Below are 6602 nucleotides of genomic sequence, written 5' to 3'. Positions count from 1 at the left end.
GTCTTGTGCCGGGGCCGCGTCGTGCTCGCGTCAGAGACCGGAGGCGGCGATCAGCATCCGGCCGTTGGCGGAATCTATCGTGACCCAACGGCTTTCGCTGCTGACCTGACCGTTCTTCATCTTGTACGTGAGGTTGACCACGGCGCGGTTTTCACCCGTCGGGGTGACACCACCCACGCTCACCGAGGAAATGCCCGACCAGAACTGCGAATACGAGCCGAACCCACCGGTCGACGCCTGGTAGCCGGGCGTGAGCATCCCCCACGCGCCGTTCAGGTTGCCCGGCAGCATGCCGTAGTAGCCCTGGATGAACGAGGCCATCGCCGCCGGGGACGGCGGACCGGCCGGTGTGGTGGTCGGCGGGGTGGTCGTGGTCGTCGTAGTGGTGGTCGTCGTAGTGCTCGGGTTCGCCGAGGTGGTGGTCGGCGGCGCGGTGGTCGTGGTGGTGGCCCGCGGGGCCTGGCCGGCCGCGCCGGTGCGCGAGGGCTGCTGCACGTTGCCGCCGCCGGGCGCCGGTTCGGGGTTCTCCGAGGGCTCCTGGCCCGGCGCGGGCGCGGTGGCGCTGGTGCCGCCGGCGGTGGACGGCGGCTCGTCACCGCCGCGGTTCACCGCGAGGGCGATCACCGTGGCCAGCAGCAACGCCGCGACCACACCCAGGGCTGCCAGCGCGAACCGGCGTGAATTGCCTTCGCCGCCACCGTTCTTCGCCGCGAAGGGCACCATGGGACCGGTCCCTGGCGGGACCGGGGCGGTGGACTTGTCCGTGCCCCTGTCCTTGGCCATGTCGATGTGCACCGTGGCGTCACCGGCATTGCCGGCCGGGCCGGAGTGCGAGGTGGACAGGACGGTGGTGGCATCCGAGCCCGACGCGTCGGCGGGACCGGGGGTCGCCGCGGCCGCGGCGGCGGCCGCTCCCGCGGTGGGCAGAACCTTGGTCGGCTGATGCGGGGCGGGCACGCGCCCGTCCGCCACCGCCTGCAGGCGTTCGGCGGCCTGTTCCATGTCCGGCCGGTCGTCCGCCTCGGCGGCGAGCAGATCCATGAGCACCGAACCGAGCGCACCGGCCCGGCGCGGCGGCGGCACCATGGCCCGGGCCACCGAATGCAGGACCGCGAGCGGATTGTCGCCCTCACCGAAGGGAGGCTTGCCCTCCACGGCGGCGTACAGCGTCGAACCCAGCGCGAACACGTCCGACGGCGATTCCGGGTTCTCCCCGCGCGCCACCTCGGGTGCGAGGTAGGCGGGGGTTCCCGCCAGGAAGCCGGTGGAGGTCACGGTCACGTCGCCGATGGCGCGCGAGATGCCGAAGTCGGTGATCTTCACCGTGCCGTCGTCGGCGACCAGGATGTTGGCGGGCTTCACATCGCGGTGCACGATGCCCGCCTTGTGCGCGGCGGCCAGCGCCGCGGCCACCTTGGCCCCGATCCGGGCGACCTCGGTGGGCTCGAGCGGACCCTTGTCCCGCATGAGCGCCGCGAGCGAGGCGGCGTTCACGTACTCCATGACCAGCCACGGCTGGCCGTCCTCCTCCGCGACGTCGAAGACGGTCACGGCGTTGGGGTGATGCAGCCGCGCGGCGATGCGCCCCTCCCGCATCGCCCGCATCTTGGCCTCGAGCGCCTGGGATCTGGTGAGCCCCGGACCCAGCAGCAACTGCTTCACGGCCACGGTGCGCCGCAGCCGAACATCGGTCGCGCGCCACACGACCCCCATCGCACCGGTGCCGATCGGATCCGTTAGTCGGTACCGCCCCGCAATCAGCCGGTCTGAAGTCATGTGGTTGTACCCCTCCTGCTGGTCTTGCGCGCCGAGCCACCCTGCAACTCTGCGCGAAAGCCCGGAAACCTCGTGAAAATCTTAGGCGTTGAAGTACTTCGCCTCCGGGTGCAGCAGTACGAACGCATCCGTCGACTGCTCCGGATGCAATTGCAACTCCTCCGACAGCACCACTCCGATCCGGCCCGCCTCCAGCAGGTCAACGAGTTTCGCGCGATCCTCCAGGTCGGGGCACGCGCCGTAGCCGAACGAGTAGCGAGCGCCACGGTAGCCGAGCTTGAAGTATTCCTGCACATCGGAAGGATCGTCGTCGGCGACGGAATGCCCTTCCAGCACAAGTTCTTCCCGGATACGGCGGTGCCAAAACTCGGCCAGGGCCTCGGTCAGCTGCACGCCGATGCCGTGCACCTCGAGGTAGTCGCGGTAGTTGTTGTCCGCGAACAGCTGATTGGCGAAGTCCGCGATCGGCTGACCCATGGTGACCAGCTGGAACGGCAGCACGTCGACCTGCCCGCGTTCGGCGGCGAGTTCGCGGGAGCGGATGAAGTCGGCGATGTTGAGGAACCGGTCACGCTGCTGGCGCGGGAATGTGAAGCGATACCGTTCCGCCGCATCGGGTTTCGGCTCGGTGAGAACAATCACATCGTCGCCCTCGGACACCGCCGGGAAGTAGCCGTACACCACCGCGGCGTGCTGGAGCACGCCCTCGGCGATGAGCCGGTCGAGCCAATACCGCAGGCGCGGACGGCCTTCGGTCTCCACCAGCTCCTCGTAGGAGGCGCCCTCACCGCCACGCTGGCCGCGTAGTCCCCACTGCCCCAGGAACAGTGCCCGCTCGTCCAGCAGACCGGAGTACTCGCCCACGGACAGGCCCTTGATGACGCGGGTGCCCCAGAACGGCGGCGTCGGCACCGGCAGATCGGCGGCGACGTCCGACCGTGCGGGCACCTCGACCGGCACCTCTTTGGCCTTGCGCTCCTCGGCGATCCGCTTGGAACGTTCGTGGCGCGCTTTGCGTTCGGCGTTCTTCTGCCGTTCGGCGATGGCCTCGGGGCTGTCCGGGTCCAGGCCGCCGCCGCGCTTGCGGGTCATGATCTGGTCCATGAGGTTCAGGCCCTCGAAGGCGTCGCGGGCGTAGTGCACATCGCCCGCGTAGACGTCGGTGAGATCGTTCTCCACGTAGGAGCGGGTCAGCGCCGCACCACCCAGGAGCACCGGGAACTGTTCCGCGACACCGCGGGTGTTCATCTCCTCGAGGTTCTCCTTCATGATGACCGTGGACTTCACCAGCAGCCCGGACATGCCGACCACATCGGCCTTCTTGTCCATCGCGGCGTCGAGGATCGCCGAGATCGGCTGCTTGATACCGAGATTCACGACCTCGTAGCCGTTGTTGGACAGGATGATGTCCACCAGGTTCTTGCCGATGTCGTGCACGTCGCCCTTGACCGTGGCCAGGACGATGCGGCCCTTGCCGGAGTCGTCGGTGGCCTCCATGTGCGGTTCCAGGTGCGCCACGGCGGTTTTCATCACCTCGGCGGACTGGAGCACGAACGGCAGCTGCATCTGGCCCGAGCCGAACAGCTCACCGACGGTCTTCATGCCGGCGAGCAGCGTCTCGTTGATGATCTGCAGCGGCGGCACCTCGGTCATGGCGTCGTCGAGGTCGCCTTCGAGGCCGTTGCGGTCGCCGTCGACGATGCGGCGCTCGAGGCGCTCGAACAGCGGCAGCGCCGCGAGTTCCTCGGCGCGCGAGGCCTTGGACGAGGCCGCCGAGACGCCCTCGAACATGGTCATGAGTTCCTGCAGCGGGTCGTAGTCCTCGGTCCGGCGGTCGTAGACCAGGTCCAGGGCGACCTTGCGCTGATCCTCGGGAATCCGCGCCATGGGCAGGATCTTGGAAGCGTGCACGATGGCCGAATCCAGTCCGGCCTCGACGCATTCGTTCATGAAGACCGAATTGAGCACCTGGCGCGCGGCGGGGTTGAGGCCGAAGGAGATGTTGGACAGACCCAGCGTGGTCTGCACCTCGGGATGGCGCTGCTTGAGCAGTCGAATGGCCTCGATGGTCTCGATGCCGTCCTTGCGCGACTCCTCCTGGCCGGTGCCCAGGGTGAAGGTCAGGGTGTCGACGATGATGTCGGACTCGCGCAGACCCCAGTTCTCGGTGATGTCCGCGATCAGGCGCTCGGCGATGGCCACCTTGGTCTCGGCGGTGCGGGCCTGGCCCTCCTCGTCGATGGTCAGCGCCACCACGGCCGCACCGTGTTCGGCGACCAGCGCCATGGTCTGCTGGAACCGCGATTCGGGCCCCGCGCCGTCCTCGTAGTTCACCGAGTTGACCGCGCAACGACCGCCCAGCTGCTCCAATCCCGCACGCAGCACCGGCAATTCGGTGGAGTCGAGCATGATCGGCAGGGTGGACGAGGTGGCCAGGCGCGAGGCCAGCTCGGTCATGTCGACCGCACCGTCGCGGCCCACGTAGTCCACGCACAGGTCGAGCATGTGCGCCCCGTCGCGGATCTGATCCTTGGCGATGTCGAGGCACTTCTGCCAGTCCTGGGCGAGCATGGCGTCGCGGAAAGCCTTGGAGCCGTTGGCATTGGTGCGCTCACCGATCATCATGATCGTGGCGTCCTGCTGGAACGGGACCTGGCTGTAGATGGAGGACACGCTCGGCTCGTGCAGCGGGGCGCGCACGGCCGGGGTCGTGGTGCGCACCGCCTCGGCGACCTGGCGAATGTGCTCGGGGGTGGTGCCGCAGCAGCCGCCGACCAGGCCCAGGCCGAACTCGGAGACGAAACCGCTCAGCGCGACGGCGAGTTCCTCGGGGGTGAGCGGGTATTCGGCGCCGTTGGCGCCCAGCACCGGCAGACCGGCGTTGGGCATCACCGAGACCGGCATACCGGCGTGCTTGGACAGATGGCGCAGGTGCTCGCTCATCTCGTCCGGGCCGGTGGCGCAGTTCAGGCCGATCATGTCGATGCCCAGGTTCTCGAGCGCGGTCAGGGCCGCGCCGATCTCCGAGCCGACCAGCATCGTGCCGGTGGTCTCCACGGTGACGTGGGTGATGATCGGAATCCGGCGGCCGGTCCGGGCCATGGCGTTGCGGCTGCCCACAATGGCGGACTTGACCTGCAACAGGTCCTGGCAGGTCTCGATGAGAATGGCGTCCGCGCCACCGTCGAGCATGCCCAGGGCCGCTTCGGTGTAGGCGTCGCGCAGCACGGCGTACGGCGCGTGGCCCAGGGTCGGGAGCTTGGTGCCCGGGCCCATCGAGCCCAGCACGTAGCGGGGGGTGCCGTCCGCGGACGGGCCCATCTCGTCCGCGACCTCGCGGGCCAGGCGGGTGCCGCGTTCGGACAGGTCACGGATACGGTCGGAGATGTCGTAGTCGGCGAGGTTGGGCAGGTTGCAGCCGAAGGTATTGGTCTCCACGGCGTCGGCGCCGGCTTCGAAGTACGCCCGGTGGATGCTTTTCAGCACGTCGGGGCGGGTTTCGTTCAGGATCTCGTTGCAACCCTCGAGGCCCAGGAAGTCGTCGAGCGTGAGATCCGCGGCCTGCAACATGGTGCCCATAGCGCCGTCGCCGATCACGACACGCCGATTGAGCGTGTCGAGTAGGGTGGTGTCGAACTCGGCGCGTGGGGACACAGACATGCTCTCAAGAGTAGTGGGAGCTCCGGACAATCCGACCCTCGGTGTAGCGCGCCACTCCGCGACCTCCGCGCGCCGCCCGGCGGGTCGCCCACTTCGCCCGTACCGAGGGCTCCCGGCGGCGGTCTCCCGCATGTCGTGAGCGGGACCCCGCGACCAGCGCGGTTGCGCGTCGTTGGCACGTCTGGCCACCCAACCCCCTAAGCTGACCGGGTGAACGCCAGTGAACCCCCGGTGCCACCCGAATCGGAGCTGCCCACCTTGCGCAATCCGATACTCGTCGCCGCCTTCGAAGGCTGGAACGACGCCGCGGACGCCGCCAGTGGCGCGGTCGAGCACCTGGAACTGATCTGGGACGCGCAGCCCCTCGCCGAGCTGGACTCCGAGGACTACTACGACTATCAGGTCAACCGGCCGACCGTCCGCCAGGTCGACGGCGTCACCCGCGAGATCCACTGGCCCTCGACCATGCTGTCGGTGTGCTCGCCGCCCGGCAGCGACCGCGACGTGGTGCTGCTGCGCGGGGTCGAGCCGAACATGCGCTGGCGCAGCTTCTGCAACGACCTGCTGGAATTCATCGAGCAGCTCGATGTCACCACCGTGGTCATCCTGGGCGCGCTGCTCGCGGACACCCCGCACACCCGGCCCGTGCCCGTCACCGGAACCGCCTACTCCAAGGAAGCCGCCGAGCGGTTCAACCTCGAGCAGACCCGGTACGAGGGGCCGACCGGCATCACCGGGGTGCTGCAGGACGCGTGCGTGCGCGCCGGTGTGCCCGCCATCTCCTTCTGGGCCGCGGTGCCGCACTATGTTTCGCAGCCGCCCAACCCCAAGGCCGTCATCGCGCTGCTGCACCGGGTCGAGGACGTCCTCGATGTCGAAGTGCCCCTGGGCGGTTTGCCGGAGCAGGCCGAGGAGTGGGAGTCCACGGTCAACGAAATGACCACCGGCGACGAGGAAATCGCGGAGTACGTGCGCTCGCTCGAGGAGCGCGGCGATGCCGAGGTCGACCTCAACGAGGCCATGGCGAAGATCGACGGCGACGCCATCGCGGCCGAGTTCGAGAAGTACCTGCGCCGGCGCGGGCGCGGCGGCTTCGGGCTCTGATCACGGCGCGTACGCGTTGCGGCCGAACGTGCACCGGCAGCGTCCGAACGTGCGCGGCCGCG

3 protein-coding genes are annotated in these 6602 nt (G+C 68.9%); 1 reads left to right on the top strand and 2 read right to left on the bottom strand.

What is annotated here, in order from left to right; all coding sequences use genetic code 11:
* Nucleotides 1-30: 30 nt before the first annotated feature.
* Entirely contained in the window at nucleotides 31-1776 is a 1746-nt protein-coding gene (locus ACWIGI_RS29075; protein ID WP_454205674.1) for a serine/threonine-protein kinase, read from the bottom strand.
* Nucleotides 1777-1857: 81 nt separating this feature from the next.
* Entirely contained in the window at nucleotides 1858-5436 is a 3579-nt protein-coding gene (gene metH / locus ACWIGI_RS29070) for a methionine synthase (RefSeq protein WP_454205673.1), read from the bottom strand.
* 210 nt (nucleotides 5437-5646) lie between these two features.
* On the opposite strand from metH, the gene ACWIGI_RS29065 reads away from it, so the two are divergent.
* Nucleotides 5647-6540: a PAC2 family protein gene (locus ACWIGI_RS29065; protein WP_454205672.1), complete on the top strand. Its 894-nt coding sequence runs from the start codon at nucleotides 5647-5649 to the stop codon at nucleotides 6538-6540.
* Nucleotides 6541-6602 lie beyond the last annotated feature (62 nt).

Source organism: Nocardia sp. NPDC055321, assembly GCF_053645575.1.
Note: the sequence above shows the minus strand (reverse complement) of the source record. Positions and strands in the feature narration are given on the sequence as shown.